This is a genomic window from Nocardia grenadensis (genome assembly GCF_050942415.1).
Taxonomy (GTDB): Bacteria; Actinomycetota; Actinomycetes; order Mycobacteriales; family Mycobacteriaceae; genus Nocardia; species Nocardia grenadensis.
On the sequence record NZ_CP192054.1, the window covers coordinates 2,146,226 to 2,172,522 of the forward strand.

The 26,297-nt window shown below is 67.8% G+C and carries 29 protein-coding genes and 3 pseudogenes; 20 read left to right on the plus strand and 12 right to left on the minus strand.

Annotated elements, in window-relative coordinates:
• Window positions 1–2: 2 nt before the first annotated feature.
• From ACQPYS_RS09685 to ACQPYS_RS09700, 4 genes are all read right to left on the minus strand, one after another.
• Window positions 3–365, minus strand: a complete 363-nt coding sequence (locus ACQPYS_RS09685; protein WP_433492336.1) for a CDGSH iron-sulfur domain-containing protein — start codon at window positions 363–365, stop codon at window positions 3–5.
• The gene (locus tag ACQPYS_RS09690; protein ID WP_433492337.1) at window positions 346–1,005 is read right to left on the minus strand and encodes a HemK2/MTQ2 family protein methyltransferase; all 660 of its coding nucleotides are present in this window, start codon (window positions 1,003–1,005) and stop codon (window positions 346–348) included. The genes ACQPYS_RS09685 and ACQPYS_RS09690 overlap by 20 nt, the downstream gene beginning before the upstream one ends.
• The gene (locus ACQPYS_RS09695) at window positions 1,002–2,012 is read right to left on the minus strand and encodes an iron-containing redox enzyme family protein (protein WP_433492338.1); all 1,011 of its coding nucleotides are present in this window, start codon (window positions 2,010–2,012) and stop codon (window positions 1,002–1,004) included. The genes ACQPYS_RS09690 and ACQPYS_RS09695 overlap by 4 nt, the downstream gene beginning before the upstream one ends.
• Window positions 2,013–2,074: 62 nt before the next feature.
• A complete protein-coding gene (locus ACQPYS_RS09700; protein WP_433492339.1) occupies window positions 2,075–2,683 on the minus strand; it encodes a flavodoxin family protein in 609 nt (202 codons plus the stop codon).
• 394 nt (window positions 2,684–3,077) lie between these two features.
• Between ACQPYS_RS09700 and ACQPYS_RS09705 the strand changes: the two genes are divergently transcribed.
• The 4 genes from ACQPYS_RS09705 (at window position 3,078) to ACQPYS_RS09720 (ending at window position 5,593) form a co-directional block, all read left to right on the plus strand.
• Window positions 3,078–3,410: an STAS domain-containing protein gene (locus ACQPYS_RS09705; protein ID WP_433493008.1), complete on the plus strand. Its 333-nt coding sequence runs from the start codon at window positions 3,078–3,080 to the stop codon at window positions 3,408–3,410.
• Between the two features lie 89 nt (window positions 3,411–3,499).
• Window positions 3,500–4,171, plus strand: coding sequence for a PAS and ANTAR domain-containing protein (locus ACQPYS_RS09710; RefSeq protein WP_063035911.1), 672 nt, complete (start codon window positions 3,500–3,502; stop codon window positions 4,169–4,171).
• A gap of 173 nt (window positions 4,172–4,344) precedes the next feature.
• Window positions 4,345–4,785: an ATP-binding protein gene (locus ACQPYS_RS09715; protein WP_063035912.1), complete on the plus strand. Its 441-nt coding sequence runs from the start codon at window positions 4,345–4,347 to the stop codon at window positions 4,783–4,785.
• Complete coding sequence (locus ACQPYS_RS09720) at window positions 4,775–5,593, plus strand: SigB/SigF/SigG family RNA polymerase sigma factor (protein ID WP_063035913.1); 819 nt, start codon at window positions 4,775–4,777, stop codon at window positions 5,591–5,593. The genes ACQPYS_RS09715 and ACQPYS_RS09720 overlap by 11 nt, the downstream gene beginning before the upstream one ends.
• A gap of 33 nt (window positions 5,594–5,626) precedes the next feature.
• Here the strand turns inward: ACQPYS_RS09720 and ACQPYS_RS09725 are convergent, their stop codons facing one another.
• Complete coding sequence (locus tag ACQPYS_RS09725) at window positions 5,627–6,166, minus strand: mycothiol transferase (RefSeq protein WP_433492340.1); 540 nt, start codon at window positions 6,164–6,166, stop codon at window positions 5,627–5,629.
• A 176-nt stretch (window positions 6,167–6,342) separates the two neighbouring features.
• On the opposite strand from ACQPYS_RS09725, the gene ACQPYS_RS09730 reads away from it, so the two are divergent.
• On the plus strand, window positions 6,343–6,822 hold the full coding sequence (locus ACQPYS_RS09730; RefSeq protein ID WP_063035915.1) for a nuclear transport factor 2 family protein: 480 nt from the start codon (window positions 6,343–6,345) through the stop codon (window positions 6,820–6,822).
• 6 nt (window positions 6,823–6,828) lie between these two features.
• On the opposite strand, the gene ACQPYS_RS09735 is transcribed toward ACQPYS_RS09730, so the two are convergent.
• A complete protein-coding gene (locus ACQPYS_RS09735) occupies window positions 6,829–7,125 on the minus strand; it encodes a hypothetical protein (RefSeq protein ID WP_433492341.1) in 297 nt (98 codons plus the stop codon).
• 22 nt (window positions 7,126–7,147) lie between these two features.
• Here ACQPYS_RS09735 and ACQPYS_RS09740 point away from each other — a divergent pair, with 22 nt between their 5' ends.
• From ACQPYS_RS09740 to ACQPYS_RS09755, 4 genes are all read left to right on the plus strand, one after another.
• A complete protein-coding gene (locus ACQPYS_RS09740; protein WP_433492342.1) occupies window positions 7,148–7,294 on the plus strand; it encodes a hypothetical protein in 147 nt (48 codons plus the stop codon).
• Between the two features lie 186 nt (window positions 7,295–7,480).
• Window positions 7,481–7,705, plus strand: a complete 225-nt coding sequence (locus ACQPYS_RS09745) for a hypothetical protein (RefSeq protein WP_063035918.1) — start codon at window positions 7,481–7,483, stop codon at window positions 7,703–7,705.
• Window positions 7,702–9,000 carry a hypothetical protein gene (locus ACQPYS_RS09750; protein ID WP_063035919.1) on the plus strand — a complete coding sequence of 433 codons (1,299 nt, stop codon included), beginning with the start codon at window positions 7,702–7,704 and terminating at the stop codon, window positions 8,998–9,000. Before ACQPYS_RS09745 ends, ACQPYS_RS09750 begins: the two co-directional genes overlap by 4 nt.
• A gap of 176 nt (window positions 9,001–9,176) precedes the next feature.
• Window positions 9,177–9,677: a L,D-transpeptidase gene (locus ACQPYS_RS09755; RefSeq protein WP_063035920.1), complete on the plus strand. Its 501-nt coding sequence runs from the start codon at window positions 9,177–9,179 to the stop codon at window positions 9,675–9,677.
• A gap of 237 nt (window positions 9,678–9,914) precedes the next feature.
• Here the strand turns inward: ACQPYS_RS09755 and ACQPYS_RS09760 are convergent, their stop codons facing one another.
• Both ACQPYS_RS09760 and ACQPYS_RS09765 read right to left on the minus strand, forming a co-directional pair.
• Entirely contained in the window at window positions 9,915–10,169 is a 255-nt protein-coding gene (locus ACQPYS_RS09760; RefSeq protein ID WP_084480618.1) for a hypothetical protein, read from the minus strand.
• Window positions 10,170–10,179: 10 nt separating this feature from the next.
• Window positions 10,180–11,910 carry a sodium:solute symporter family protein gene (locus ACQPYS_RS09765; RefSeq protein ID WP_433492343.1) on the minus strand — a complete coding sequence of 577 codons (1,731 nt, stop codon included), beginning with the start codon at window positions 11,908–11,910 and terminating at the stop codon, window positions 10,180–10,182.
• A gap of 366 nt (window positions 11,911–12,276) precedes the next feature.
• Here ACQPYS_RS09765 and ACQPYS_RS09770 point away from each other — a divergent pair, with 366 nt between their 5' ends.
• The gene (locus ACQPYS_RS09770; RefSeq protein WP_433492344.1) at window positions 12,277–14,592 is read left to right on the plus strand and encodes a hypothetical protein; all 2,316 of its coding nucleotides are present in this window, start codon (window positions 12,277–12,279) and stop codon (window positions 14,590–14,592) included.
• 163 nt (window positions 14,593–14,755) lie between these two features.
• Window positions 14,756–15,511: an SDR family oxidoreductase gene (locus ACQPYS_RS09775; protein ID WP_063035924.1), complete on the plus strand. Its 756-nt coding sequence runs from the start codon at window positions 14,756–14,758 to the stop codon at window positions 15,509–15,511.
• Between the two features lie 12 nt (window positions 15,512–15,523).
• Here the strand turns inward: ACQPYS_RS09775 and ACQPYS_RS09780 are convergent, their stop codons facing one another.
• Together ACQPYS_RS09780 and ACQPYS_RS09785 are read right to left on the minus strand one after the other, a co-directional pair.
• Window positions 15,524–15,976 (minus strand): MarR family winged helix-turn-helix transcriptional regulator, encoded by a 453-nt coding sequence (locus tag ACQPYS_RS09780; RefSeq protein ID WP_063035925.1) that lies wholly within the window; start codon window positions 15,974–15,976, stop codon window positions 15,524–15,526.
• Window positions 15,977–15,985: 9 nt separating this feature from the next.
• A complete protein-coding gene (locus tag ACQPYS_RS09785) occupies window positions 15,986–16,621 on the minus strand; it encodes a type 1 glutamine amidotransferase family protein (RefSeq protein WP_433492345.1) in 636 nt (211 codons plus the stop codon).
• A gap of 181 nt (window positions 16,622–16,802) precedes the next feature.
• Here ACQPYS_RS09785 and ACQPYS_RS09790 point away from each other — a divergent pair.
• Window positions 16,803–17,172: pseudogene (locus tag ACQPYS_RS09790) on the plus strand (cytochrome P450); the annotation flags it as partial.
• A 114-nt stretch (window positions 17,173–17,286) separates the two neighbouring features.
• Complete coding sequence (locus ACQPYS_RS09795; protein ID WP_433493009.1) at window positions 17,287–18,411, plus strand: cytochrome P450; 1,125 nt, start codon at window positions 17,287–17,289, stop codon at window positions 18,409–18,411.
• A gap of 136 nt (window positions 18,412–18,547) precedes the next feature.
• Here the strand turns inward: ACQPYS_RS09795 and ACQPYS_RS09800 are convergent, their stop codons facing one another.
• Window positions 18,548–19,126: a TetR/AcrR family transcriptional regulator gene (locus ACQPYS_RS09800; RefSeq protein ID WP_063035927.1), complete on the minus strand. Its 579-nt coding sequence runs from the start codon at window positions 19,124–19,126 to the stop codon at window positions 18,548–18,550.
• 163 nt (window positions 19,127–19,289) lie between these two features.
• On the opposite strand from ACQPYS_RS09800, the pseudogene ACQPYS_RS09805 reads away from it, so the two are divergent.
• Together ACQPYS_RS09805 and ACQPYS_RS09810 are read left to right on the plus strand one after the other, a co-directional pair.
• Window positions 19,290–19,649: pseudogene (locus ACQPYS_RS09805) on the plus strand (class I SAM-dependent methyltransferase); the annotation flags it as partial.
• A gap of 469 nt (window positions 19,650–20,118) precedes the next feature.
• Window positions 20,119–20,322 (plus strand): zinc-ribbon domain-containing protein, encoded by a 204-nt coding sequence (locus ACQPYS_RS09810; RefSeq protein ID WP_063035929.1) that lies wholly within the window; start codon window positions 20,119–20,121, stop codon window positions 20,320–20,322.
• 235 nt (window positions 20,323–20,557) lie between these two features.
• Here the strand turns inward: ACQPYS_RS09810 and ACQPYS_RS09815 are convergent, their stop codons facing one another.
• Entirely contained in the window at window positions 20,558–21,514 is a 957-nt protein-coding gene (locus tag ACQPYS_RS09815) for an endonuclease/exonuclease/phosphatase family protein (RefSeq protein ID WP_433493010.1), read from the minus strand.
• Window positions 21,515–21,765: 251 nt separating this feature from the next.
• On the opposite strand from ACQPYS_RS09815, the gene ACQPYS_RS09820 reads away from it, so the two are divergent.
• From ACQPYS_RS09820 to ACQPYS_RS09840, 5 genes and pseudogenes are all read left to right on the plus strand, one after another.
• On the plus strand, window positions 21,766–22,275 hold the full coding sequence (locus tag ACQPYS_RS09820) for a DUF1772 domain-containing protein (RefSeq protein WP_063035932.1): 510 nt from the start codon (window positions 21,766–21,768) through the stop codon (window positions 22,273–22,275).
• A 334-nt stretch (window positions 22,276–22,609) separates the two neighbouring features.
• Window positions 22,610–24,077 (plus strand): annotated as a pseudogene (rox, locus tag ACQPYS_RS09825) (rifampin monooxygenase).
• Window positions 24,078–24,702: 625 nt separating this feature from the next.
• A complete protein-coding gene (locus ACQPYS_RS09830) occupies window positions 24,703–25,086 on the plus strand; it encodes a DUF6924 domain-containing protein (protein WP_433493011.1) in 384 nt (127 codons plus the stop codon).
• Entirely contained in the window at window positions 24,974–25,783 is an 810-nt protein-coding gene (locus ACQPYS_RS09835) for an alpha/beta fold hydrolase (RefSeq protein WP_433493012.1), read from the plus strand. Before ACQPYS_RS09830 ends, ACQPYS_RS09835 begins: the two co-directional genes overlap by 113 nt.
• A gap of 92 nt (window positions 25,784–25,875) precedes the next feature.
• Window positions 25,876–26,274 (plus strand): hypothetical protein, encoded by a 399-nt coding sequence (locus ACQPYS_RS09840; RefSeq protein ID WP_433492346.1) that lies wholly within the window; start codon window positions 25,876–25,878, stop codon window positions 26,272–26,274.
• The last annotated feature ends 23 nt before the right edge of the window (window positions 26,275–26,297 follow it).

Sequence of the window (26,297 nt, forward strand, 5' to 3'; positions counted from 1 at the left end):
TTCTACCTCCCTTCTCGATCATTTCCGGAGCGCCTGGCCCGGCGGCGATGGCTGGTATCGCACAGCGGGTAGCTACCGGAACGTTTGCAGGTACACAGCGCGACCAGGAAACGGTCGGCGAGGATGCGGTCACCGTCCGGGGTAACCACCTCCAGCGGGCCCTCCACCAGCGCCGGACCCTCCGCGGTGAACGTGATTCGGCGTACCGGGTCCGCCGCGTCCGGTGGGGTGGGGGCCGGGTGGGGCCGGGGATGGGGAGCGGCGTCCACCATCGCCCCGTCGTTCGCCGCGGCGGGGTCGGCGGGGCGGATCGCGGCGAGCAACTCGTCGGGACCGGCCGGTGTATCAGCGGGTTCGGTCGGCACGGATCACCACCAGTTCCTCGTGCTCTTGTTCGGGCTGGATCAGCCCGCGTTCGCGCAGCCACTCCTGCCGGCCGCGCATCACCGGCCCGAACGGGATGACGGTGCGGGCCACCACGTTCGCCTTCAGCCCGCCCGCACGCAAACGGGTGAGGGTCGCGGCGATACCCGAGACAGCGGAGTGCACGATCAGGGCGGTACCGCCGATGGCGAGCACCCGCGGCATCATCTCGCACAAGGGGTCCAGCAGATGGCGGCCGTGCCAGCCGGCGTCCCAGGCGCGCGCGGGGCCGTCCTCCGGCGGGCGGGTTTCGCTGGGTACATACGGCGGGTTGGCGACCACCACGTCGAATGTGCGGCCCTCGACCACCCGGGTGACGTCTCCGCACAGTAACTCCAGCCGCACTCCGTAGAGCCGGCTGTTAAACCAGGCCGAGGCCAGCGCGGCCCGCGACAGGTCCACCGCGGTGACCGTCGCCGCCCCCGACCGTGCGGCGTGGATCGCCAGCGCACCGGTTCCGGTGCACGCGTCCAGTACTTGCGCGTCGCGCGGTAGGGCAGCGTCGGTCATCGCCCGGGCGAGTAGCCGGGTATCCGGCTGAGGACGATAGACGCCGGGCACACGGACCAACACCGGACTCACCGTTCCGTCGTCCGCAGCGAGCTCTCGCCCACGCGCCAGCGGTCGAGCATCTGGTCCGCGCACCGGTCCTCGAGGAGGTTGGTCGCCTGGATGCCGAAAACCACCGATTCGGCCAGTCCGGGTTCACGGGAGAGCAGGTCGTCGAGTACCTCCCGGCGCACCACCTGTTCGTGGACGGCGTCGGCGGTCACGTGCTCGCTGTAGAACCGGACGCAGTCCGGGTGTGCGGAGAACCGCTGTAGCGCCTCGACCATCAGTTTCGAAGCCGGTGAGGAGGTGATCTCCACCGCCGCGAAGTGGCCCACGACCGCCCCTCGCAGTGAACGGCGCAGGCCGAACAGCGACATCATGTCGACCAGGGCGAGCATGGAGGCGGGGACGACGTCCACATAGTGCAGATAGCCGTCGGACAGGCCCGCGCCGCGCAGCAGGTCGGCGTAGAGCCGGGCGTGGATGCGGTCCCCGTGCCCGCCGCCGAACTCGTCGAACTCGATCGCCACCAACCCGGCCTTCGCCCGGCCGCGCAGGCGGGGAATCACCCAGGCCACCGGATCGGCCTCCTTGTGGTGGTATATCGAGCGCTGGACGAAATACTCGCGTATCTGCCACCAGGAACCGTCGTCGCGCAGCCGGCCCGGGACACCGCCGGCTACCGGCACGGTGAGCAATCGCTCCAGTTCCGCGGTGACATCGGTACCTCCGGGTACCTCGGCGCGCAGGGTGGCGAGGAACCGCCGCTCGAGCTCCGTGCGTATCCGCAGCAGCCCCGTATCCCACTCCCAGTCGGCGTCCACGCCACGGAAACCCTGATAGTGCAGCTCGTAGCAGGTGTGCAGGGTCAGCTGGAAATCGTCACCGTAGGGGTCGAGGTCGTCGGGGACCTCGGGTACCGGCCGGCCGGGCGCGTCCCGCACCAGTGTCAGCACGGCCTCCGACAGCGGGCCGCGGGCCACGGGGAGCGGCGGCGCGGTGGCGGCGGTCTCGCGCGGGGTGAGTGTTTCGACCATGGTCCGCCTTTCGGAGGCATCGAACTTCGGAACCCGGGGAGGGCAGCGGGACGCGCCGCGCGTCACCCGGCCGGATAGGGCGCTCCGCGCAGGGCGCGGGCGAGGTGCGCCGCATTCCGGGCGGCGGTCGCGTTGGTGGAGGCGACTGCGCTGGGGACCTCGTCCAGATCCAGATAGTCGACGCCGCTCATGGCTTCGCCGTTCCAGTAGGTCCCGCCCTGGGCGGGCAGGGTGTAGCCGATATCGTTCAGGCCCTGGAACAGGTCGGCGGTGATCTTGTGGGCGCCGTCCTCGTTTCCGACCACCGCAGTCAGGGCGACCTTGCCGAACATGGCGGGTCGTCCGGCGTCGTCGGTTTCCGACAGTTCGGCGTCGAGTCTTTCCAGTACGCGCTGCGCCACCGACGACATATGGCCGACCCAGGTCGGGGTCGCGATGAGCAGGATATCCGCGCCGGTGATGCGGGCCCGGACCGCCGGCCATTCGTCGCCGTCGCCCTCGTCGGCGCTGACGCCCGGGCGGATATCGTGATCGACGACCCGGATCACCTCGCCCGTCACATCGTGTTCCGCGAGTTCGTCGAGCACCTGCCGGGCCAGCAGATCGCTACTGGATCCGGCCGGTGAGCTCTTCAGCGAGCACACCAGCGCCACCGCGGTCAGAGAAGCCATTCCGGAACCTCCGCCCCTGTTCGGTCGACCGGTCCGACCCGGCCCTGTGCCTGTGCGCAATAGCCGATGGCACGGGGGATAAACATCTCTATCCAGCCGCACGGTGGTGTGTACGACAGGATATTCCGGGGTCGGCGGCGGTGTACACCGTCGGCCGACCGTGCCAGAATGGTCGGCAGGTTGAAAACATGCAGCCGATCCCGGTACCGCGTATCCCTTCGGTGCTCGGGTTCGATGAGCGGGACCGGCTCCCGTTCCGATATCCGCCCGTAGCGCGTACGCCAACCGGAAATCCCCACCAGCAAGGGATGGGATTGATATGTCGGTTACCACCGCCCGGTACCAGGTCGATCAGCAACGGAAACGCGACCCACGACCGGTGACCACCGGCCGTATGTGGTCGCGACGTAGTACCGAACACCCTGAATGTGTGATCGCCCGTGTCGAAGGCGAGTTGGATGCCGTGATGCACGACGAACTGCGCGATCTGCTCGAGCGGTGCCGCGCCGGCCTGTGCCACGCCGTGGTGCTCGACCTGCGTGCCACCACGTTCATGAGCATTCGCGCCGCCGTCCTCCTCACCGAAGCCAAGGCCGCCGCGTGGCGGGCCGGGGTGGAACTTCGGGTGGTCAGCGGCCGAAAGGAAGTGGAGCGGGCGCTCGAGGTCGCGGGTGTCCGGCCTCAGTTCCGGTATTTTCCGAGCCTGAGCAGCGCGCTCGCGAGCTGACCCGCGTTCGTCCAGGAGACACCGCCCCGGCTGCGCGCGCAGCCGGGGCCGGTGTCGCTTTCCGCGCGGGAGCGGTCGATACTCGAGGCGTGTCGCTAGAAGACGGCGTTGTCGCCGAGGAACTACTGGACTCGATCGGAAGCGTCTCGCAGTGTGCGGGCGCCTTCCGCTTCTGGTTCGCCGACCAACGCTGGGAATGGTCGGAAGCCGTCGCCGAGATGCACGGTTACCCGGCCGCGCCGCTGACGCCCAGCACCGAGCTGCTGCTCGGCCACATGCACCCCGATGATCGCGCCCAGGTGGCGAACGCCCTGGCGAAATCGGTGGCCGAAGAGACACCGTTCTGCAGCAGGCATCGCATAGTCGACCGCGCCGGCCGAGACAAGCAGGTGATCGTGGTGGCCGATGTGATGACCGATGAGCAGGGCACCGTCATCGGTTCCACGGGCTATTACATCGACCTCACCGAGACGCTGGCCGAAGAGCGGGAGGAGGCTCTGCACGACACACTGCCGGGTCTCTACGCGGCACGAGCGGTGATCGAGCAGGCCAAGGGCGCGTTGATGGTCGTGTACGGGATCAGTGCCGACCAGGCGTTCCGGGTGCTGATCTGGCGTTCCCAGGAGACCAACACCAAACTCCGGGCGCTGGCCGCGCAGTTGGTCGCCGAACTGCCCACGGTCGATCACGCCGCGCCCGCACTGCGCACCGAATTCGATCATCTGCTGCTGACCGTCCACGAACGGATCGACCACACGTGAACTGGGCGGGGTTTCGGCGATTCCGGCCGGGGTATGTGCGCATGTGACAATCAGGCCGACATCCGAGATAAAGATGAACCGCGGCGTCACCGACGGTCACGGGCACCGACGGGGCCCGGCGGGCGCCCCCCGCCCGCCGAGGTGCGGGCGGTAGGAACGAGGTGGTGATGCGCATGGGGGAGAGTGTCTCCGATTCCGTGTATACGACATCGGCGGATACGACGGTGGGCGTACGGATTCCGGCCCGGCACGAGCAGCTGGTGATGCTGCGCGCGCTGGCCGAGACCGTATCGCTGATTGCCGATTTCGGTCTGGACGAGGTGACCGATATCCGGCTCGCCCTCGACGAGGTGGCTACGTCGTTGATTGCGGCGGCTGTTCCCGATTCGAGTCTGACCTGCGATTTCGATTACGACGAGCATCGCATGACAGTGCGCGTAACCTCGATCTCGGAGGTCGACTCGCTCCGCGATCAGGAGGGATTCGGCTGGCATATCGTGCGGACGCTGACCCGCTCGGTCAGTGTGGAACAGCATCCCTACGACGTGGCGAGTGGTGGTTACCCGACCGATGTCGAGTTCAGCTGGTTCCGAGGAGGCGCCGATGGCGCGTGAAGGAGCACGGGCGGATCCCGGGCCTTCACGCCGCCATCGCGGCCACGACACTTACGACAATATCGAGCCGTTGTTCGGCAAAGCGGCCGCCCTCGCGGAGGGTGACCCCGCCCGCGCCGATCTGCGCGCGGAGATCATGCGGCGGTGTCTTCCGCTGGCCGAGCATATCGCCAGGAAGTTCTCCGGACGCGGCGAGAACTACGACGATCTGCTCCAGGTGGCTCGGCTGGGTCTGGTGAACGCGGTGGACCGCTTCGATGTCTCGCGTGGTTCGTCGTTCCTGTCCTTCGCCGTCCCGACCATCATGGGTGAGGTTCGCCGGCATTTTCGCGACAACACCTGGTCGGTCCGGGTGCCGCGCCGGGTGAAGGAACTACAGCTCAACCTGGGCCCCACCATCGAGATCCTCTCGCAGCGGCTGGGGCGGGTGCCGCGGGCCAAGGAGATCGCCGCCGAACTCGAGATCGATGTGGTGGAGGTGACCCAGGCCCTCATCGCCGGTAATGCCTACCAGGCGTCCTCGCTGGACGCGCCCGCCACCGGGGAGGACAGCGACAGTTCGGCATTACCGTTGGTGGAATCGCTGGGCGCCGACGAGCCGTCCTACGGCTGGCTGGAGGATTACCTGGCCATCGAACCCCTGCTCGACGAGTTGTCCGAGCGGGAACGCCAGGTGCTGCGTATGCGGTTCTTCGAGTCCTGCACCCAGTCGCAGATCGCGGAGGAGTTGGGGGTCTCGCAGATGCATATCTCGCGGATACTCTCGCGCACTCTCGGCTGGCTCCGCGAACAGGCGCTGCGCGACTGACCGGCACCGCCGGCCCGGCGGCCGGAGCCGGGATCAGCCGGTCGCCGCCGGATCCGTCCGGTCGGCGGGAGCGCGGGAAAGGATGCCGCGGACGAAGGCGGCCTGGCCCGCGTGCTGGAGGTCGTCGGCGATCACGCTGACCAGGCGTACACCCATGGTGACCGGCGGATCCCAGTTCGTGTCCACGACCGCGTCCAGGTCCCGGTCGTCCAGCGCGGCCACGAACCAGGCCGTCCGCGCGTGTACGGCGTCGTGGTATCCGGTGAGCAGTTCGGGCGGAGCGCTGATCAGGGCTACCTCGGCGGGGGTGTCACCGTAACCGGTTGCGTCCCGGTCGATCGGTAGGTCGAAGCGCTCGAACCAGCCGCGGCCCGTCCACAGTGATTCGGCGCCCTGTAGTTCCGCCAGATGCTCGTCCTGTACCCGAGTGAGGTGCCAGACCAGCCACGCGATGGAATTGGCCGCCGGATCGAGACGGTGGGTCAGGGCCTGCTCGTCGAGTCCGTCCACCGCTTCGTGGACCGCCCCGCGGATTCGATCGAAAGCTTCGGTCAGTAGATCGGCACTGTTCATCGCTGTCTCCGTCGCTGCTGGATAGCGCGGCAACGCCGACGCGACGGGCCGGGTGCCGCGAGCTGTCGTCCGGTATCGGCGCATTACCACGATCCGGGCCGCGCAAACGGGGGCGGCGCGACGAGAAAATAGAACATGTTCTTGCCGCGTTCGGGTCGCCGTGCCATGGTGGCTCCATGGATCTGCAGGCACTCGAACTTCTCCGTGGCCTCAAGTACCGGTACTTCCGCACTCTGGATCTGAAACAGTGGGACGATTTCGCCGCCACGCTGGATCCGGAGATCGAAGCCCGCTACGGCACCCACGCCATGGGTAAGGAACTCACCCTCGACGGGCGCGACGCGGTGGTCGGTTTCATGCGCGAGAACATGGGCCCCGGCATCGTCACCACCCATGTGGCCAATCATCCGGAGATCACCGTGGACGGTGACACCGCGACCGGTAGCTGGCTGTTCGAGGACACGGTACTGGCCACGGATTTCGGGGTACTGATTCGCGGCGCCGGATATTACACCGACCGCTACCGACGCGGCGCCGACGGGGTCTGGCGTATTCACGCCACCTCCTACGTCCGGATCTACGAATCCTCGCAATCGCTGGCCGATACCCCCAGCCATACGCTGCTCAGCAATATGTGGGCGACCGACTCGAAGTGAGCCCGCTCAGGGCACCGGAACCGCGCGACCGCGGATCCTGCCCTGTTCGAGCAGTTCGTAGGCGCGCCCTCCTTCCAGCGGGAACCGCTGGGGGCGCGCGGCGATCAGGCCTTCGCGGGCCGGCGCGATACTGTCGATGAGATCGCGTTTGGTGCCGCCGTAGAATTTGCGCACTGTCGCGCCCCAGGGCAGCCCGGGGCCGCCCGCGGGACCCGCGGTGATACCGGGATCGCCTTCGCTCGTCCCGATCATCCGGTAGGCCCCGTCGGATCCGACCGATTCGACCGAGAGTCGGGCGGCCACCGGGCTGAACCTGCCCGTCCTCGTGCAGATCGCCGATTTCGATCGCGGCGCCCCCACCCGGCCGGGCAACCCGTTCTTCGACTCCGCCGTGGCCTACCAGCTGCTGTTCCTGCGTCGGCATCTGGCGGCGGCACGGAACGGGGACACTACCCCGGCCGTGAGCCGCTGATACCGGACCCGGCCTGCGGTAGCGTCTGCGGCACCCCGACGGTGTCCCACAGCACAAATCGCAGGCAGGTAACACCAGCTGTGAATGCCCTTACGTTCACGACGATTCGGCATATCGTCGGGCGGGTAATTCCCGGTGTCGGCGGTTGTCGCGGCCGCCGGCCCCCGATCGATACACAGGAGCAGAATGAGTGCCAAAACCGAACTCGTCCGCGAACTGAACGGACCCACTGCCGCGTCGGAAATGCTCTCCGACTCCGAGATCGAGGATCTGCTCGGATTGTTCCGCAGTGCCCAGCAACAGGAGAAGGACCTGCTCATCGAAGCTGTCAACGGAATGATCCGGTTCTTCCCCCCGCCGTTCCGGACGATCACCCGCCGGATCATGTTCGGGGACAAACTCGAAGGATGAGCGATCTGGTCACCCGCGCGCAGATGATCCTGCTCGCGCGCACGCTACACGTGCCTGTCGAACGTATCGCCTACCTCGAACGTCTGGGCGCCGAACACCTGCACGAACTCGAACAGCGGATGTCGGGCCGGATCTTCGAGTACCACGGCGAGATGTTCAAACGGATCGGGCGCCTGATCCCGATTATTCCCCTTACGGTGTCCCTGCCCCTGGTCCAGCGGATCGTGCCGCCCATGATGACCGGCCGAGCGGCCGGAGCGGTCGGCGTCGAGTACCCCGATGCGGCCGCCGAGACGCTCACCATGCTCAAAACCGAGTACGCCGCGGACTGTACACCGTATGTGGATCCCAAGGCGCTCGGCGAACTGGGCGACATCATGGCTTCCGAGCCGTTGGTCGCCATCGTGAACGAGGTCCTGCGCCGCAAAGACCACATCACCGTCGGGCCGTTTCTCGAGTACGCCAAACCGAAATTCGTCGAGGCGGTCGAGTACGGGACGCTGGATGACGAGGGCATCATCTTCTCCGCCGCCTACGCGTACTCCGCGCCCGCCATCAGCAACATACTGCGCCAGTTGCTGAACGGCCGGTCGAATCGGATTCCGCGAATGATGGAGACGGTGCTGGCCGGTTCGCCGGAACTGAAGGAGGCGGCGATCTCGGTGATGTCGCGGGCGTCCCGGGACGTGGTATCCGAGATCGGGGATATCCTGCTCGCGATCGCCGGTCCGGAAGCGCTGAGCAAACTCGCCGCCCACGTCATCCAGAAGGGCGCCGCGCCGGAACTGATGACCTTCATCTCGAAGCTCGGTCACCCGGCCCTGCAACGGATGGCGATGAACCCGATCTTCGCCAATACCGCCGCGCTCACCGCGATCGTCGAATCCCTGGTGATCGCGTTCTATCCCGGGCCGTGGCGGGGTCTGCTGCTGCTGGCCGAACGTACCCATCCCGATGTGCAGCGCTTTATCGTCGGCCTGCTGGTGCGGATGCCGGTGGAGCGGATCGCCGAACTGCCGGAGATCGCGAACGCCGACGACCTGTGGCCGGAACTGCTCCGGCTGGTGGCTCTCGCCGATCATCCCTCGCAACGCCGGATCGGCGCGATCTGGGCGGGGTTGCCGGCGGAGCGGCGGGCCGGGCTGCACCGGCGGATCGCCGAGCTCCGGCTGGACGCGCGATTGGCCGGAATTGTCGAGCAGGTGCCCAACATATCGGTGGAGGAGGTGTTCTATCAGCGTCGGCGCCGTGGGCGGCGCCGCGGCTCGACCCCCGATAGCTGGAGTGTCGCCTGATCGCCTGCAGTTTGCCGAACAGCCGCCGGGTCGGGTCTCGATTCGATGCAGCTACGGTGTCGATCGCCCACAGCCCGGCATATTCGGTTACCTTCGTGTAGGTCTCTGATTTCGCTCGGAATTTGCTATCCCTCGCCGGATGCGGCGGCAAATCGACGAAAAGAGGTCGGCACGAGATGAGCAACGGACAGTTCCTCCATCGGATATGCCGTACGGCCGTACTCGCCGGTATCACGGCGGCCGTGCTGGCGCCCACAACGCCCGCGCTGGCCGAACCACTCTGGCCGAACGGACCGGACGTCCCCGGCGCACCGGCCGTCATCCCGACCCAGGCGCCCTGCTCGACGGCGGCCCGGGCCTGCCTGCGGCTGTCCAGCAACGAGGTCTGGTTGATGGACGACGGCAAGGTCGTCTACGGGCCGACGCCGATGTCGCACGGCATGGAGGGCTTCGAGACCCCGCCCGGCGTCTTCCGCGTCGCGTTCAAAGAGCTGTACCACTGGAGCACCATGCACAACGCCCCGATGCATTACGCGGTCTTCTTCAACGGCGATATCGCGTTCCACATCGGGCCGGTGGAACACAAATCGCACGGGTGCATCCGGCTGACCGAACCCGGCGCCGTCGCGGTCTACCACTACCTGAACCCGGGTGATGTGGTCGAGGTCGTGCCCTGATCTCCGGCCGAGCCGGTCCGGGCCGCGGCGCCCGGACCGGCGACCCGGTCCCCGGGGCGCGCGTCCGGTTTCGTACGCTTGCCCCATGTGGATCATCGTGGCTGTCGCCGTCATCAGTTGCCTGCTCATCGCGATCGGCTTCGCGCTGGGTCTGCCGGACTGAGCTCCGCCGATCCGCGGAAGAGCCCGCCCGCTTCGCCGCGGACGGGCGCTTTGTATCGTCCGGTGTTCGGCCGATCAGTCGGCGCCGGTCGTAGTGCTGTCCGCCGTCGATTCACGATCGGGCCGGTCGACCGCCACCGGGCGCAGTAGCGCCCACGTCACGAAGGCCACGGCGACCACCAGCAGAGCCAGGCCGGCCCAGAGGTTCACATTGATCCCGCCGGTCTTCGCCTCCTCGTCGACGGTGTCGTGCACGAGTCCGGTGATCGCCAGGATGATGCCGTAGAGGCCGAGCAGGCTGCCCACAATGGTGCGGATATCGAAGAGCACGATGGTTGTCCTATCCGGTGACGATATTGAGGACGATCACGAGCACCAGCGCGATACCCGCCAGCAGGACCGGGCGCTGATACCAGGGCAGGGTGGCGGCCTCGGGGTCTGTGCGCAGTTCGCGCGGTGTCTCCGAGTAGACCAGCCCGACCAGCTCGGCGGCCGGTTTCGGTGCGGTCACCAGCGTCACGGCCACGCTGACCAGAATATCCACCACGAAGGCGGCGCCGGCGGCGACGAAGCTCACGCCCTGGCCCGAGAGCGAGAACACCCCCGTCTGGTTCAGGACGAAGATGGTCACCGCCACCGCGGTGCCCGCCACCAGGCCGGTCCAACCGGCCGTGGGAGTCATCCGTTTCCAGAACATGCCCAGGATGAAGGTGGCGAACAGGGGGGCGTTGAAGAAACTGAACAGCGTTTGCAGGTAGTCCATGATGTTGCTGAACCCGCCCGCGATGAAGGCGGTGAAGACGGCGGCGATGGTGGCGCCCACCGTGGCCAGCCGGCCCACCCGCAGGTAGTAGCCGTCGGATTTGCCCTTGACCACGTACTGCTGCCACAGGTCGATACTGAACACCGTGTTGAAGGCCGAGACATTGGCCGCCATCCCGGCCATGAAGGCGGCCAGCAGGCCGGCCAGGCCCACCCCGAGTAAACCGTTGGGCAGCACTTCCTTCATGAGGTAGAGCAGCGCCTGGTTGTAGGTGACGTCGCTTTCCACGTCCGGGTTCGCGGTGACCGCCGCTTTGTACTGGGCCATCTGCGGGACCAGTACCGCGCTGATCATGCCGGGGATGATCACGATCAGCGGAATGAGGATCTTCGGGTAGGCGCCGATGATCGGGGTGCGGCGCGCGGCGGCGATGGAATGGGTGGCCAGGGCGCGCTGCACCTCGACGAAGTTGGTGGTCCAGTACCCGAACGAGAGCACGAAGCCCAGGCCGAACACGATGCCGAGGATGGACAGGAAATCATTGGCGAAGCCCGACAACGCGTTACCCGGCCAGGAGTCCAGCTGTGCGGGGCCGCCGGGGGAGGCAGCCACTTTGTCCTGCAATCCGTCCCAGCCGCCTACCCGGTGCAGACCGATGAGGGTCAGCGGGAGCAGCGCGGCCACTATGACGAAGAACTGCAGCACCTCGTTGTAGATCGCCGCCGACAACCCACCCAGGGTGATGTAGGAGAGCACGATGATCGCCGCCGCGATCACCGCCACCCATAGTGGCCAGCCCAGCAGGACATTGAGGATGGTGCCGAGCAGATAGAGGTTGACCCCCGCGATGAGGACCTGGGCCAGCGCGAAACTGAGCGCGTTCACCAGATGCGCGCCGGTACCGAAGCGGCGGCGCATGAACTCCGGCACGCTGCGCACCTTGGAGCCGTAGTAGAACGGCATCATCACCACACCCAGGAAGAGCATGGCCGGGACCGCACCGATCCAGAAGTAGTGGAAGGCGGGGAAACCGTATTCGGCGCCGTTGGCCGACATGCCCATGATCTCGACCGCGCCGAGGTTGGCCGAGATGAACGCGAGCCCGGTGACCCAGGCCGGTAGGGACCGTCCGGAGAGGAAGAAGTCCATACTCGACGACACCCGTTGCCGGGCCAGTAGCCCGATACCGAGGACGAAGACGAAATAGAGGACGACTATCGCGTAGTCGACGGGCTGGGCATCGAGCCGCAGTACCTCGCCTTCCGCGACCAGTGAAACGACCTCGTGGGATAGCTCGTGCTGCGACATGCGACGTTCTCCTCGAAGCGGTCCCGGACAACCGCGTGCAGCTCGCGTCACCGCTTCTACCGATGGCTGGCCGCACTACCAGACCGGCTCTGGTGTATAAAACGTACCGCGCTGGTCGGCCGTCCGGGTGCTGTCCGGCGGAATCGGGCGTGTCCGGTGTGAGGAGAGTCCCGGTGGCCGGTCTCCGCCCGACTGCGAGCGCAGTGATGCGGGCGCAGCCCCTCGTGCGCCGTCCTGTGTGTTGCTACCATGGACGACGGCGCATCCAATCGCACTGTGCGCCAGGGAGATTCGAGTGTCCCTGGCGCCCCTGTGGTGTGCGCGGGTTTCGTGGTCGCCGAAGTAGGGGTCGCCGTGATTGTACGCGTGCAGAGCACCGAATTGTCGGGTGTTCAACGTTTCGTCCGGCGACTCGTCTCCGATTGGGGCCCCGGCGCCGGCCGGACGGGCGGTGTGGCACTGCTCGGTTCGCCGCAACAGCGTTCGCGCCGCCGGTCCGCGCCGGACACCGACCTGCTGATCTGGACGCCGTACACCTGCACGCTGGTGGTACTGGCCGATTTCGGTTCGGTCCAGCACGGTGTGCTCACCACCGGACCCACCGGGCGCTGGCAGCTCGGTGACGGCGTCGCGGATCTGCGCACCGGGAAGTCCACGCCGAATCCGGTGCTGCGCGGGCGCAAAGTGCGCAGCGAACTGACCGCGCTCTTCCGGCGGCACGGTCTCTCCGAACATATCGATGTACTCGTGGTATTGATCCCCAAGACCGGTTCGCGGATCACATGGACACCGCCGCCGCCGGAGGACGGTATCGAGACCGTCCTGGTCCGGATCGGTCGATCCGAGGGATTGACCGAGTATTTCGAGCGATCGGCTACGGGCCCGATGCGCTGGCGCGGCGAGGACATCGAGCGGGCCTTCGAGATCCTGGGAGCGACACGATATCTGCCCGATCCGGACGCACTCGGCCAGGAGGGGTTCGCTGTCGCGCCCGGCAGCACTGCCGGTACTCGTGCCGCTTCGGGCGGGTCAGCGGAGCCGGTGGCCTCGACTGAACCGGGCCCTGTCGCAGCGCTATCCACGACGTCCGGCCTACCCCGGGAAGGACACGTCACCGAAGAATTCATGGCTGCGCCACCCGGTGCTTCCGTGGAACAGGATGACCCCTCCGGCCCGCCGCTCCGGTATTCGAGCGCCCCACCCGCACCGATGGCCGCTCCGGACGCGCATCCTGAGCGCGGTGAGATCACCCGTGGAATCGATACGGGCCCGGCCGATTCCGGCGAGCTGCGGAGCGGAGACGAGCGCCCGGTGGCGAGCGATGCGGCGAACTCGGCCGGTATGCGGGACATGGTTACCTCGGCTCGTGATCGGACCGGCTCGGATCAACGGTTGCCCGGTCCGGATGCCGGGGTGGAGGACGGCGCCGGGCGCCCGGCCGCGCGGGAATCCGGTGTCGGGGAAAGGGTTACCGGCGATGAGCGCGACGATGGTGTTTCCGCTGGTATGGCGGTGGAAACACTGCCGCGGCGGGGGGGTTCGGAACGAGAGGCCGGCCCGGAGCCGGTGGCGCGGACCGGCTCGCCGGCGGCATCGGTCGAGCCCGGCGCTCCGATGGCACCCACGGCCGTGCGCGATGATCCGGCCGCTGCCCTGGTCGAGCACGGTGGTCCAGCGGCGGCAACAGCGGGGCACGGCAGTGCGGCGCCGGCAACGGCCGGGTACGGGAGTGCGGCCGAGTCCGGCTTACGGGCAGTGCCGGATCCGGCGGTGTCGCGCGAATTCGCCGGCTCGCAAGGGGACGACGAGCCGGCCGGCCCCGCCCGTATCGGGTCCCGTTCACCCGGGCACGGCGGCCGGGACTTCCCCGGGGCGGCGCCTGCTTCCGAGTCCGATGGTGGCCCCCGGATCGGTGACCGCGTCCCGGCGCCGGCGCGGTGGGGTCTCGCCGGGCTCCGGGCGATTCCGGCGCGGGCGCGCCGGGCCGCGTCCGGTCCGCGCCCGGCGGCCCGGCCACCCCGGGAGCCCTGGGAGGGTCGCGCCCACGGCGGATCCGCGCGCCGCGGGAAGGACCTGCGGTATCCAGCGGTACTGGGGTTGGCCGGGGTGGCGCTCGCGGCCGTGACGGCGACAGTTTTCGCGGCGTCCGGCTTCGCCCGATTCGATGTCACCGAATACGGTGACCTGTGCGCGGGCGGTGAGGGGAATCCCGCCGCCGCACCGTATTCGGCGGCCGGGCCCAGTCCGGTGTATCTCGGCGAGGAACTGGCCGAGTACACCGCGTTCGGGCCCTCGGCGGTATGGCGGCCGATCGATTCCGGTGCGGTGCAGCTGGTCGCGTGCGTGGGACAGGAACGCCGTGGGGAACTCGTGCACACCTGCCAGTACCCGCCCGCACCCGGACAGCCGGTGGGCCGCACCCTCAACCTCTTCACGGCGGTCTATCGCCTCACCGTGTACGAGGCCCGCACCGGGAGCCGGGTGGCCGCGATGGAGATCACCGGCGATGCGTTCGGTACGGATCCCGCTGCCGCGGTGCCGGATCCGTGTCGCGCGGCCACCGGCGCGCCCGAGGACGGACTTCCGGGACGCCGGTACAGCCGGCCCTCGCACCAGCAGATCGAACAGGCCCTCACCCCGTTCGTGGCACCGGCGTCGCAGCGGGTCCGGGCCGCTCGCTGAGTCGGTACCGGCGACCGTGCCGAGTCCGGTCGCCTGGTGCGGCGCGTCGCCTGTCCGCGCCGGAACCGACGGTGGGCGTCCGCGCAGCCGTTAGGCTCGGGGCACCGCCGATCAACGCCGCACCCGGCACCGGTGCCGGCCCGAACGCAGGAGACGCAGCACAGTGGGCAAAGGTTCGATCCTCATCACCGGTGCGAGTTCGGGTCTGGGCGCCGAGATGGCGCGGCAGTTCGCCGCCGTCGGCTACGACCTGGCCCTGTGCGCCCGGCGCACGGAGCGGCTCGGCGAGCTGGCCCGGGAGATCGAGGCGGCGCATCCCGGGACCCGGGTGCGGGTCGCCGAACTGGATGTCACCGATTTCGACGCGGTGCCCGAGGTTTTCGACGGTTTCGCCGCCGACCTAGGCCGGATAGACCGGGTGATCGTCAATGCCGGTCTCGGCAAAGGGGTGCCGTTCGGGAAGGGGGGCGAACGCCCCAACCGGCAGACCGTGCAGACCAATTTCCTCGGCGCCATGGCTCAGCTGGAGGCGGCCATGAAGATCTTCCGCGCGCAGGGCGGCGGTCATCTCGTGGTGATCTCATCGATCTCCGCGGTCCGCGGTATGCCCAAGACGATGACCGCCTACGCCGCGAGCAAGGCCGGGGTGGCCGCGCTGGCCGAGGGCATCGCCGCGGAACGGGTCCCGGGGGTGGATGTCTCGATCATCTATCCCGGCTATATCGCTTCGGAGATGAACGACAAGGCCGCGCATCCGCCCACCTTCCTGGTCGATACCCGCACCGGGGTCCGCTCCATGGTGTCGGCGATCGAGAAGCGTCGGTTCAAGGCCTACTGCCCGGCGTGGCCGTGGGTACCGCTGGCCTACGCGATGAAGGTGCTGCCACTGTCCATCGTGCGCCGGCTGGCCGGTATCTGAGCGGTACCCGGCTCATTCGGGCGGTTCGAGCACTGTCACGGCCGTGGAGAGGTCGGTGAGCGCGGCCACTATCTCGGTCAGGCGCTCGATACCGAGTTCGGCCGTGAGCCGGGCAGCGAACTCGGCGTGCCGCGGCGTGATCCGGGTCACCGCGGCGTGACCCGCGTCGGTCATCGCGACCAGTTTCGCGCGGCGGTGCGCCGGATTCGGCCGGTATTCCGCGAGGCCGCGTTCCACCAGCAGGTCGGCGATCCGTTGGACCCCCTGCCGGGTGACACCCATCGCCCGGGCGATGCCGGCCACCGGGAGCGGTTCGTGCAGTACGGCGCCCAGCACCTGCCACCAGGCGGCGGTGAGACCGGCAGGCCCGGCCAGGTCCTCGGCGATCGCGAGGAACTGGCCGTTGAGCCGAAAGGAGGTGAGGGCGGCCGTACTGAACAGCTGCTGCTCGGAATTCTGCACGATGCCCGGACCTCAGACCGCTGCCTGCCGCGCCTCGTACTCGGCCAGGGCCGCGTAACCCGCCGGATCTCCCGCGCCGAACAGGCGGTACCAGCCGTCGAGTACCTCGGGTTCGTAGATCTCCAGGGCGGCCAGCACTTCGCGCGCGAATTCGAAGGGCGCGGTGGAATTCGCCGTGATCACCCCGCGATCGGTGACCGCCGGTTCGTCGACGTAGTGGTCGCCACCCGCGTACCCGCTGGCGGCCAGGAATGCGGCGACATTACTGGTGTGCCGGCGTTCGTCGAGCAGACCCGCCCGCGCGAGGCCGAAGGTCGCGCCACAGATCGCGGCGACCGGGACGCCGGCCGCGGCGAATTCGCGGGCCTTCCGGGTGAAGGCGTCGAGCTCACCGCGTTCCCAGCCGGTGGCGCCCGGCAGGATGAGCATGGCGCTGTCGGCCGGGGCGAGTTCGGTCAGGGCGATATCGGGCACGATGCGCATACCACCCATGGTGGTGACGGGCTCGGTGCTCATGCCGACGGTACGGGTGCGGTAGGCGCCGGGTTCGCGGTGCCAGGCGTCGTTGTTGATATGCGCGGTCGCCGCGCCCACCTCCCAGTCGGCGAGGGTGTCGAAGACGGCCACGTGCACGAATTTCGGGATCATGACAACATCCTGTCAATGCGACATCATGCTGTCAATGTGGATCAGAAGCGTGGTGTCCCGCCCACCACCCCGTCGCGTTCGAGAGCGGCCACCTCCGCCGTGCTGTATCCGAGTTCGGCCAGTACCGCGTGGTTGTCTTGACCGAGTAGCGCGGCGTGGGCGCGGTGGTAGCGGCCGGGACGAGGAGCTGCTGCGCTATCTCAGCATCATCCAGAACGGTCAGCGCCGAGTCGCGCTCGACGATACCGAGATCGGCGCTCAGACGATCCCGGGGCCGGTGAGGGCCTGATCATCGACCTCGCCCCGGCCAACTGGAATCTTGCCCAGTTCCCCGAGCCCGACAAGCTCGACCTGACCCGCCCGGCCCGCTCGCACGTCGGCTTCGGTTTCGGCCCGCACCAGTGCGTCGGCCAGCAGCCGGCCCGGGGGGATTACAGATCGTCTTCGAAACCCTGCTGCGGCGGATTCCCGCCATGCGCCTGGCGATTGCGGCCGAGGATGCCGAGTTCGAACACGACAAGCTCGCCTTCGGCGTAAACCGCTACCTGTGACGTGATGACCACGCCGCACAACTCCCGGAGAGGAAACGACCTGTGACGACCAGTCCGCCCGGCAACATCTACTACGACCCCTACGATGTCGAGCTGAACGCCGACCCGTATCCCATGTTCAAACGGCTCCGCGACGAGCGACCGCTCTACTACAACGAAACCCACGATTTCTACGCACTGAGCCGGTTCGCCGACGTCAATGCCGCCCTGATGGACCAGGAAACCTTCAGTTCGGCGCGTGGCGCGATCATCGAACTCGTCCAGACGAATACCGAAATCCCGCCGGGTGTGCTGCTCTTCGAGGATCCACCCGTCCACGCCATGCACCGCAAACTGCTGTCGCGCATGTTCATCCCGCGCAAGATCTCCGCGCTGGAGGAGAAGGTGCGCGGGTTCTGCCGGCGCAGCCTCGACCCGTTCGTCGGCACCGGCCGTATCGATTTCATCGCCGACCTGGGCGCGCAGATGCCCATGCGGACCATCGGCATGCTGCTCGGCATTCCCGAAGAGGAACAGGAGGCGGTCCGGGATCGTGCCAACGACCTGACACGCACCGAAGAGGGCAAGCCGATGCAGTTCTCGGCGGAGAGCCTGGCCGGTGAATTTTTTGGGAAGTACGTCGACTGGCGGGCCGACAACCCCTCCGATGACATCATCTCCGAACTGCTCGATGTCGAATTCGAAGACGAGACCGGCACCCTGCGCCACCTGACCCGCGCCGAGGTGCTCGCCTACATCAATTTCGTATCCGTGGCCGGTAACGAGACCACCAGCCGGCTGATCGGCTGGGCGGGCAAGGTCCTCTCCGAACACCCCGACCAGCGCCGCGAACTCGTCGAGAACCCGTCTCTCATTCCCGCCGCCATCGAGGAACTGCTGCGCTTCGAACCCCCCGCGCCGCACGTGGCCCGCTATGTGACCCGGGATATCGAATTCCACGGCACGACGGTGCCCGCGGGCAGCGCCATGATGATGCTCATCGGCGCCGCCAACCGCGACCACCGCCAATTCGCGCCTGACGGCGATGTCTTCGATATCCACCGGGAGGCCAAACCGCACCTGGCCTTTGGCGTGGGCACTCACTTCTGCATGGGTTCGGCGCTGGCGCGATTGGAAGGCCGGATCGCACTGGAGGAGATCCTGAAACGCTTCCCGGAGTGGGAGGCCGACGCGTCCGACGCCCAACTCTCATCGACCTCCACAGTGCGCGGCTGGGAGAGTATGCCGGCCACGTTCTGAGGGGAGCCGACGGCAGGGGCGGCGTAATAGGGGGACTATTCCGCCCGGCCGTCGACTCGTCATCGGTTGCCCGGCCGTTCGGCCTCCAGCGCTTTCCTCTTTCCCGGGGACACCGCCCGTTTCGGGCTCGGTGGTCTCAGAGGGTCATTACGTGTCGTTCCAGTACGGTGAGAATCGTCGCGCGGTCGACGGACCCGTGCGGCGTGACCGCGTCCAGCGACAAACCGGAGATCAGCGCGGCAAGATGCGCGGCGGCCGAAGCCGGGTCGGCGGTGCCGGTCGCGGCCACCGCGTCGGTGAGTACCTGTCGCAGATCCGCGGCCATCTGCCGCACCACCGGCCCGAACGCCGGGTCGAGCCGGGATGCGGCGATGATCTCCAGCAGGACGACCGCTTCCCGGTGGCGTTCCTCGTCCAGCGGTACCAGTTCCGCGAGCACGGCGAGCAGGTGCCCGCGGGCCGCCCCGCGGTCCCCGTTCCCGGGTGCGGGGTGACGGGTGAGGCGTTGCCCCATCCGGTTGCCGACCTCGGCCGCCACCGCCACGACCAGCGATTCGTGGTCGGCGAAGTAGTGCCGCACCGACCCCACGTTCAAGTCGGCCTCCACCGCGACCTTTCGGAAGGTCGCGGCGGCGATACCGCCGCGCACGATCAGGCGCAGCGCGGCGTCGACGATATGGCGGCGGCGCGCCTCGGCATCTACTCGGACCGGCACCGGTCCAGTCTAGAAAATCGGTTCAGGTTTGTATCACGGGTGTGATAAAAAGGTCGCCCGTGCTACCGACCTGTGGAAAGGACCGATGATGGACGAGGCCGCGGCGATTGCCGCCAACCGGGCGAACTGGGACGACCGGGCCGAGGTCCACCGGCGTTCGCGCATGTACGACGTGGATGCCTTCGTGGCCGATGCCGAACGGATCTCTCCGGTGGTGCGCAATGATCTGGCGGTGCTGGCCGCGCATCTGCCGGAATCCGGAGTACGGGATCGGTCCCTGTTGCATCTGCAGTGTCATATCGGCATCGACACACTCTCCTGGTCCCGCCTGGGCGCGGTCGAAGTGCACGGGCTCGATTTCTCGCCCAACTCGCTGAGGCACGCCGCGCGGATCGCGCAGGCCGCCGGTCGCGGGATCACCTTCGTGGAAGGCGACGCACGATTCGCCTCGGCAGTGCTGGACCGCCGGTTCGACCTCGTAGTCACCAGTGCCGGAACCATTGTATGGCTACCCGAACTGGACGACTGGGCGCGGTCGATCCACGACCTCCTCGAACCCGGCGGGCTATTCCTGATCCGCGACGACCATCCGATCCTCGGATCCATGGAATTCGAGCCCTGGCAGATCACCGACGATTATCTGGGCGGCGGCGGTCACCGCATCTACATCGAATCCGGTAGCTATACCGAGGACTCGTCCGGGCAGATCGCGCACGACAACCGTGTCCGAGTGGCGGCACGGCCTGGGCGAGGTGGTCGGCGCGCTGCTCCGGGCGGGGCTGCGGATCGCCGCGGTGGAGGAACTGCCCGCCATGGACTGGCCTGCCTTCCCCGGCCTGGTGTTGTGCCCGCAGGGGTGGACGCTGCCGCCGGAAGCGCCGCGGATCCCACTGAACTTCGCCGTCGTGGCCACGCGACCGGACTGACCGTGCCGCCCCGCCCGCTCGGCCGGTTCGATGGGGCGGGTCCCGTCTCCCCTCTACGCTGGGTTGATGTTCTTCATCTTCGGTTTCGGCACCAAGCGGCGGAACCTCGGCCCCGGCGGAACCCGGACCTGCCCACGCTGCCACAACACGACGCAATGGCTGCGGGTACAAGAGTTCAAACAGCTCACGGTGTTCTTCGTCCCGGTCGCGCGCTGGAAGCGCCGCTCACTCGAGGTGTGCGGAATCTGCGGCACCGCGATCGAAGCCTGAGCCGAGGCGCCGGCCTCGTTCTCCGGCGCCACGAGGTTCACCGAACCCTGTCCGACGGTCGACAGCTCGGCCGAGGAACATATCCGGGATCGGGTTCGTGCCGCCGCCGTATTCCGACCAGGCCGGTCCGGCCGGATTCGATGAGGGCGGTGGCGTCGAAATAGCAGTTGCCGGTGTTGTATCGCGCCTCACGGGACAGGATTTCCGCGGCGGCGTCACCCATGATCCGCGCCCGTCAGGAGGCACCCGGCAGATGGACCCGCGCGGCCAGGGCGCGATGGTCCGCGCCGGGTAGTCCGACGGTTTCCACCGCGACCGCGCGAGCGTCCGCGAGAACGATGTGGTCGATACCGACCACCGGCGGCCACCATTTGTCGGTCGGGTAGGTGACGAGATGTCCGGCGCCCGCTTGTTCGGCCGCGTCATGGAAACGCCCCGATATCAGCGCGCGGAATCGCGAATGGTCGTGGGTCGCGTTGAAGTCGCCGCCGGCGATCACCGGCCGGCCGACCGGCGATCGGCCGAGAGTATCGCGCAGCCGGGACAATTCGTCGGCCCATACCTGCGTGCCGTAGACCGGTGGCACCGGATGGAACGCGTACACCGTGACCGGCCCGACGCCGGGGATATTCGCCGTCGCCGCGAGCTGGTTCAGGACGAAGCCGTCGTATTCGACGGTCTCCGACAGCGGGTAGGCGCTCCAGATCCCCGTGCCGGCCGCGGTCCGGCCGGGGGAGAGGTACCGGTACGGCAACACCTCGTCGAGGCCGGCCCGGCCGAGATCCGCGACCGCCGCCGGCGTGAGTTCGTTGACGGTGAGCACACCGACCTTCCGGTCCCGCACCTCCTGGATAAGGGCCCGGGGGTCGGCTCCGTCGAACAGGAGATTGGCCTGCATCACTGTCAGTTCGGGGCCGTCGGCGGTACCCGGGTGGCCGAAATACAGCGGACCCTGGGTCCATGCCGCGGCGGCGGCAACGAGGGCTGCCACTGCCACGCCGTGCCACTGCCGCACGGCCACCCACACCGCCAGGGCGACCGGTGCGGAAGCCATCAGGTACGGCGCAATGGAAGCGCCCAGGACCAGCGGTTGCGCCGACGAGCGGCTGAAGTGCAATCCGACCCCGACCGAACCTGCCAGCGTCGCGGCCCAGGCGAGAGCCTGGATACCGGCGCGGACCGACTTCGACATCACAGGTGACAGACAAACACACCTGTCCGCACGGTCGACAGTTCGGAGTTGGGGGCGGGCTTCGCTTCCGACAGTTCACCGACGCAGATCACACCTTTCGCCGGCCGGCGGGGTGATGGCGAAGCGATGTGGGAGGACCCTCGTTTTCAGCACTGGTGGGTGCGGGTGGCCGCCGGTACCGTTGCCCTGTTCAGGGCTGCCTCTGCGGGTCTCGAACGGGAATCGGGACTACTCGAACGAGGTGAGAAGAGATGGACGGACTCCGGACCGTCGTACTGATCGCGGCCACCGTGGCCACCGGCCTGATGGCGGGAGTGTTCGGCATCTACGCGGTGGCGATCATGCCCGGCCTGCGGACGACCGACGACCGCACCTTCATCGGTGCGTATCAGGCGATCGACCGCGCGATCATCAATCCGCTGTTCCTGGCCACCTTCCTGGGGGCCCTGATCCTGTCGATCGCGGCAGCGCTGCTGAACTTCGGCGGCGACAGCCGCTCGGTGCTGTTCTGGGTGGTGGCCGCGGCAGTGCTCTACCTGGTGGCGGTGGTGATCACCTTCGCCGTACATCTGCCGCTCAACGACGCGTTGAAGGCCGCGGGCGCGCCCGCCGACCTGGCCGATCCGGCAGCGGTACGGGAGGCATTCGCCGAGGCGCGGTGGGTGGCCTGGAATATCGTGCGCACAATGACGAGCACGGCGGCGTTCGTGTGCCTGGGCTGGGCGCTGATCGTCTGGGGCAAGGTCCGGACTGCGAGCTGACCCGGAGCGGGGCGTAAGTCGGTCCCGGCCCGCGACCTGGGAGGACTGGCACGTCGGTCGAGCGTGTGGTGCAGCAGCGGCTACCGAAGAGGATCAACGGCTGCACCGAAGGCTCATCCGTGATGCTCCGCCGGTGTTCCCAAGTCTCCGATCGGTGGTCGTGTACCCCTTCCCCTTTCAACATATATCGCACAGGGGGACTTGCGGCAAGGCCCGGGACATGGCGCAGAATATCCGGCCGAAGGCCAGGACCTGCGAAAACGCGGGGTTCGAACTGTGTGTGAACAGTGTGAGCATCTGGTGGAACTCCGAACTCTCAGTGGATGGGGGGCTCATGTTCGATGTGATCATTGCCGGCGGTGGCCCGACCGGTTCGATGCTGGCCGGGGAACTGCGCCTGCACGGTGTGCGCGTGGTCGTACTGGAGAAGGAGCTGCAGCCGCCCGCGTTCGTCCGTTCGCTGGGTCTGCATGCGCGCAGTATCGAGGTGATGGATCAGCGGGGTCTGCTGGAGCGGTTTCTCGCGCGCGGCCGTAAGCACCCGCTCGGGGGATTCTTCGCCGGTATCGCCAAGCCCGCCCCCGAAGGTCTGGACAGTGCGCATGCCTACGTTCTCGGAATTCCGCAGACTGTCACCGAGCCCTTGCTGGCCGAGCACGCCGCCGAACTCGGGGCGGAGATCCGGCGGGGCAGCGAGGTGGCCGGTCTGAGCCAGGACGAGCACGGGGTGGACGTCGAACTGGCCGATAGTACGAGATTGCGCGCGCGGTACCTCGTGGGTTGCGATGGCGGCCGCAGTACGGTGCGCAAACTGCTCGGTGTCGATTTCCTGGGCGACCCGTCCTACCACGACACGCTGGTGGGCGAAATGGAGCTGACCGAGGACCCGGCCACGATCAGCGCCACCGTCGCCGAGGTTCGTAGGACGCAACTGCGTTTCGGCTTGGGCCCGCTGGGCGACGGGGTGTATCGGGTCGTCGTACCCGCGGCCGAGGTGGTCGAGGACCGTTCGGTCACCCCGACTCTGGAGGAATTCGCGCAGCAGCTGCGAGTGTTCGCCGGCGCCGATTTCGGTGTGCATTCGCCGCGGTGGTTGTCCCGTTTCGGCGATGCCACCCGGTTGGCCGAGCGGTATCGAGTCGGACGGGTGCTGCTGGCCGGCGATGCGGCGCACGTCCATCCGCCGATGGGTGGACAGGGGCTGAACCTGGGCATTCAGGACGCGTTCAACCTCGGCTGGAAACTGGCTGCCGAGATCAACGGCTGGGCGCCGGAGGGGTTGCTGGACAGCTATGAGAGCGAACGGCGGCCCGTGGCCGTCGACGTGCTCGACAACACCCGCGCGCAGGCCGAGCTGATGTCCACCGAACCGGGCCCGCGGGCGGTGCGCCGGCTGCTGTCGGAATTGATGGATTTCGAGGAGGTGAACCGTTACCTGATCGAGAAGATCGTCGCGATCGGTATCCGCTACGACTTCGGCGAGGGGCACGAGCTGCTCGGCCGGCGGCTGCGTGACATGCGATCGGGGCCCGCTCGCCTCTACGAGTTGATGCACGCGGGCCGCGGCCTGCTGCTCGACCGGACCGGGCGGCTCTCGGTCACCGGGTGGACGGATCGGATCGACCACGTCGTCGCCGTCGACGCGGAACTCGAGGTACCTGCTCCGCCCCGACGGCCACGTGACATGGGTCGGCGACGAACAACAGGATTTGCTGGAGCACCTGCCGCGCTGGTTCGGCGCCGCCGGCACAGATCGGGGCGAGCGGTCACCTCGTCCGGCAAGTTCGGGCCGATCGGGCTAGGTCGGGCTGTACAAGGACCGGCGGAGGACCGAGCGAACGTGTCGGGGGCCGAGGTCGATCCGACCGCCGGGGATCTGAACATGACCACGGTCGGGGCCTGATGGGTGAGGGCCGAGGCCGATCCCGCACGCGGCGGGCTTCCGGTTCGCTGCGCGGTAGGCACGATCTGCTCGGCGAGATCATGGGCGCGGGGCCGGTTTCGTGCGCGAAGGCGACCCGGGCTGGGCGCGTGGCACCACCGACCTGTTCGGCGGCGGTTGGCGCGATGGTGAACACCGGTACCGCAGGCGCAGACGCCAGGTGTCGGTATGGTGCCTTACCGTCGCCGAATGTCGTTCACCCTGCGCCAGTGGCATACCGATGCCGGCGAACCCGAGCCGGACCCCTCGATACAGCAAACGTCGGTAGTACACCGAGAGGCTCTCGGTCCCTGGACATTCGAGGTCCGCAGCGATATCCCACTGTCGCCGACCGATTGTGAACGGATCATCGCCTCCATCGCTCGCCGGACGGGGATGAACAGGACCCCGGCGGCATCCCGGATGATGCGGCCGTGCGGGCGGATGCGGCACTCACCGAAGCGCTGGGCACGGGGCGCAGTCTGGACGACTACCTCGACGACGACGTGTCGCTGTTCATCCGGACCGACTTCGGTGACGACGAGGCGTGGCGGGTGGTGGCCGCATTGGCGATGGCCCCCGGCACGGGCGAGGATGCCGAGTTCGTCGCCACGCTGACCTGCATCGACAACTCGGGTAGCCGTCGCGGACCGGCGGATCTCGGCCGGTTGTGGCGGGGCGCGATGAGTTCTCGGCCCGGATGGCGTCGTCACCGGTATGTCGACGCATACTCTCGAAACCACCGGTGCCGATATCGTCTACGACGTGCACGGCCCGCTGCCCACCGCCGGGGGACGGCCGCCGCTGTTCATGATCGGTCAACCCATGGCAGCAGCCGGCTTCCGGGCCCTTGCCACATATTTTCCCGACCGCACTGTTGTCACCTATGACCCGCGGGGCATCGGACGCAGTGTCCGCAAAGACGGCCGCGTCGATCACGAACCGGAGGTCCAAGCGGAGGATGTGCATGCCGTTGTCGAGGCGCTCGGTGCCGGTCCCGTCGAGATGTTCGCGAGCAGCGGCGGTGCGGTGACCGCGCTCGCGCTCGTGGCGGCCCACCCCGGCGACGTGATCACCCTGGTGGCGCACGAGCCGCCGCTGATTCCGGTGCTGCCCGATGCCGCGGCGGCCGAACGTGCCCGGGTGGCCGTGCGTGACACCTACGAGGCAAAGGGTTCCGGTGCCGGGATGGCGGCCTTTCTCGCGATGACCTCCTGGCAGGGCGAGTTCACCGACGAGTACTTCGCGCAACCGGCCGCCGACCCCGCCCTGTTCGGGATGTCGGCCGAGGACGACGGTTCGCGAGACGACCCGCTGCTGTCGGATCGCTCCCGGGCGGTCACCAGCTATCGGCCCGACCTCACCGCGACGGCCGCCGCGCCGACCCGCATCGTCATCGCGGTAGGAATGGAAACAGGGAATACGTTCACCGGCCGCACCGCGACAGCCACCGCGGAATTGCTCGGTCAGCGCGTGACCGTGTTCCCCAGTCATCACGGCGGATTCCTCGACGGAGAATTCGGATATGCGGGGCAGCCCGAGGAATTCGCGCACAGGCTGCGGGAGGTTCTGGACGGTCAGGGGTGAGCCCATAGCGGCCGACGAGCAGCGTCGAGACGCCGCCGATGTGCTGAAGGCAAAGCGATCGGAGCCATCTCTGTGACCACTCCGACGGGCCCTTGGCCACCGCCCTGCAGAACCCTTGGTTGCTCGACCTCACCATTACCACGCTCCACGACAGCCCGGACACCGCCGCGCGGCTCACCACCTGCACCGATACCGATACCGTCCGTGAACTCCTCTTCGCGGCGCAGATTCCCGCCGCCGTCGCAACAACCGGCGGTAGTGCGAAGTACCGTGACTACACCAGCGACAACGTCGGACTCGCATTCGGGCTCGGGGGCGGGCTCTTGTACGGGGTCGCGACAGGCCGGTTCTACGTGGCCGCAGTCGTTTTCCGATTCACGAAGGTGTTTCCGAAGAAGCCTGGCTTGTTCCTCGACTGGGCCCGCCGCAATGGCCTGCTCCGGGTCAATGGCATTGCCTATCAGTTCCGGCACGAGACCTATCAGCAATAGATCCACGCCGGCGCCCGGCCCGG

Bases quoted from the DNA above. Each gene is read 5' to 3' on its own strand.
- ACQPYS_RS09695 (WP_433492338.1), bottom strand. From the start codon at position 2,012: ATGGTCGAAACACTCACCCCGCGCGAGACCGCCGCCACCGCGCCGCCG.
- ACQPYS_RS09700 (WP_433492339.1), bottom strand. From the start codon at position 2,683: ATGGCTTCTCTGACCGCGGTGGCGCTGGTGTGCTCGCTGAAGAGCTCA.
- ACQPYS_RS09705 (WP_433493008.1), top strand. From the start codon at position 3,078: ATGTGGTCGCGACGTAGTACCGAACACCCTGAATGTGTGATCGCCCGT.
- ACQPYS_RS09715 (WP_063035912.1), top strand. From the start codon at position 4,345: ATGGGGGAGAGTGTCTCCGATTCCGTGTATACGACATCGGCGGATACG.
- ACQPYS_RS09720 (WP_063035913.1), top strand. From the start codon at position 4,775: ATGGCGCGTGAAGGAGCACGGGCGGATCCCGGGCCTTCACGCCGCCAT.
- ACQPYS_RS09725 (WP_433492340.1), bottom strand. From the start codon at position 6,166: ATGAACAGTGCCGATCTACTGACCGAAGCTTTCGATCGAATCCGCGGG.
- ACQPYS_RS09730 (WP_063035915.1), top strand. From the start codon at position 6,343: ATGGATCTGCAGGCACTCGAACTTCTCCGTGGCCTCAAGTACCGGTAC.
- ACQPYS_RS09745 (WP_063035918.1), top strand. From the start codon at position 7,481: ATGAGTGCCAAAACCGAACTCGTCCGCGAACTGAACGGACCCACTGCC.
- ACQPYS_RS09750 (WP_063035919.1), top strand. From the start codon at position 7,702: ATGAGCGATCTGGTCACCCGCGCGCAGATGATCCTGCTCGCGCGCACG.
- ACQPYS_RS09755 (WP_063035920.1), top strand. From the start codon at position 9,177: ATGAGCAACGGACAGTTCCTCCATCGGATATGCCGTACGGCCGTACTC.
- ACQPYS_RS09765 (WP_433492343.1), bottom strand. From the start codon at position 11,910: ATGTCGCAGCACGAGCTATCCCACGAGGTCGTTTCACTGGTCGCGGAA.
- ACQPYS_RS09785 (WP_433492345.1), bottom strand. From the start codon at position 16,621: ATGATCCCGAAATTCGTGCACGTGGCCGTCTTCGACACCCTCGCCGAC.
- ACQPYS_RS09795 (WP_433493009.1), top strand. From the start codon at position 17,287: ATGTTCAAACGGCTCCGCGACGAGCGACCGCTCTACTACAACGAAACC.
- ACQPYS_RS09810 (WP_063035929.1), top strand. From the start codon at position 20,119: ATGTTCTTCATCTTCGGTTTCGGCACCAAGCGGCGGAACCTCGGCCCC.
- ACQPYS_RS09815 (WP_433493010.1), bottom strand. From the start codon at position 21,514: ATGTCGAAGTCGGTCCGCGCCGGTATCCAGGCTCTCGCCTGGGCCGCG.
- ACQPYS_RS09820 (WP_063035932.1), top strand. From the start codon at position 21,766: ATGGACGGACTCCGGACCGTCGTACTGATCGCGGCCACCGTGGCCACC.